Raw genomic sequence first — 1,654 nt, forward strand, 5'->3', positions numbered from 1 at the left:
CCACAAGCTGCCCCTGTTCGAGCGCGCGACCGTCGCCGAGGTGCTGGACATCCGCTCCGACCTCGATAGGCCGCTCAGCCGGTTCCGGTCCGCCATCGCCGAGTTCTCCGACGAGATCGCGTCGGCGCCGTGGGACCCCGATTTCGCCGTCGAGTCGGCCCGGATCTACGACTTGCGCGTCGCGCCGGCCATCGCCGACCTCGAGGACGCGGTCGCGTCGGTCGGCTACCTGCGCGAGCTAGTGTCGCGCTACGCCGAGCGGCCCCAGCAGTTCGTGCCGCTCGCGGCGCCGCTCTTGACGGTCGCCCTGACGTCGCCGGATGCCTTGGTTCAGGCGGTCTCGGCCACGTTCTCGGGCCTGTCGCTGGCGGCGAACGCGGGCCAGGCCTGGATCGCGGCTCACGACGCTCGCCTCGAGGTCGAGGGCCGGCGCCTGTTCTTCGTCTACGCCGCGGGGCGACGGATGCGCGGCCGTGAGGTCTGGCGCTAGTCGCAGCCGAACGACGCGTTCGAGGGCGGCGAGATCGAGAGCGCGTACTCGAAACGTCCCGCCGAGCACGTCCCGCCCAGTACGCCATCGTCATCGGCCTCGAGGTCGCAGGCGAGGGCGCGCGGCAAGACGGTGCCCGGCATCCGCACCCGCTCCGTCTCGAACTGGAGCCGACCACGGGTCCACGTCGCCGGCGCCGTCTCGGGCACGACCGCCGTCCGGCCTCCGACCTCGAGGACGAGCGCGAACCCGCCGGTGCACCGCTCGATCTCGGCCGTGACCGCGGATCGGTCGCCGTCGCCATCGGTGAGCGTGCCCGTCCACGTCCCGGACGGCAGCGGTTGGGCGGCGAGGGGAGCCGCAAAAGCAACGAGGAGGGCGAGACGGAGCATCACGAGCGGTCGAGGAGGATTCTTTCGAGGTCGGGCGGGACGGTCACCGGATCGGGGCGGACGTCCTCGATGCGGAACGACGCCGCGACCTCGAGTGGTGTCCGGGGGGTGTCGCCCTGTCCAAGAGCGCCCGCGAGCCAGCCGACGAGCGCGGCGGGAGAGACGCCGGCTTGGCGTAACGAGCGGACCGACGTGTCCCCGTGGCGCTTGGCCAGCTTCTCGCCGTCGGCCCCGACCGCGAGCGGAAGGTGCGCGTACGTCGGGACGTCGCCCTCGAGGGCGTGGATCAGCTGGATCTGCCGCGCCGTCGAGTCCAACAAGTCCATCCCGCGGACGACCTCGGTGACGCCCATCGCGATGTCGTCCACGACGACCGCGAGCTGGTACGCGTAGACGCCGTCGCGGCGCCGGAGCACGAAGTCGCCGACCGTCTCGGCCACGTCCTCGAGGACGACCCCGACGACGGCGTCCTGGAACGCGACCGGTCCGGGTTCGACCTGGAACCGGAGCGCCGCGTCGTTGGCTCCGCGAGCCTGTCGGCTCTCGAGGTCGTCGAGCCAGCCGTCCTCGAGGGTAGTCGGGCGGAGCCGCGCGGGGTAGGGGGGAAGTCCACCGTGGTCGCTCGAGGAGCCGGTCAGCTCGCGCAGCTCGCTCCGGGACACGCGGCACGGGAAAAGGCGCCGTTCGCGGGCCAGGCGGCGCAACGCGTCGTCGTAGATCGCGCCGCGCTCGGATTGCCGGTACGGACCGCGGTCGCCGCCGACGTCTGGCC

3 protein-coding genes are annotated in these 1,654 nt (G+C 72.5%); 1 reads left to right on the plus strand and 2 read right to left on the minus strand.

The window, feature by feature from the left end; genetic code table 11:
- On the plus strand, nucleotides 1-490 hold a 490-nt coding region (locus WBA11_RS17875), incomplete at its 5' end, for a hypothetical protein (protein WP_424521993.1).
- Here WBA11_RS17875 and WBA11_RS17880 read toward each other — a convergent pair.
- Together WBA11_RS17880 and WBA11_RS17885 are read right to left on the minus strand one after the other, a co-directional pair.
- Complete coding sequence (locus tag WBA11_RS17880; protein ID WP_424521994.1) at nucleotides 487-882, minus strand: hypothetical protein; 396 nt, start codon at nucleotides 880-882, stop codon at nucleotides 487-489. The two genes, WBA11_RS17875 and WBA11_RS17880, sit on opposite strands and share 4 nt — an antisense overlap.
- Nucleotides 882-1,654: glutamate--tRNA ligase family protein (locus tag WBA11_RS17885; protein ID WP_424521995.1), on the minus strand; the 773-nt coding region annotated here is incomplete at its 5' end. The genes WBA11_RS17885 and WBA11_RS17880, both read right to left, overlap by 1 nt.

It is taken from the genome of Rubrivirga sp., from assembly GCF_049648075.1.
Lineage (GTDB): Bacteria > Bacteroidota > Rhodothermia > Rhodothermales > Rubricoccaceae > Rubrivirga.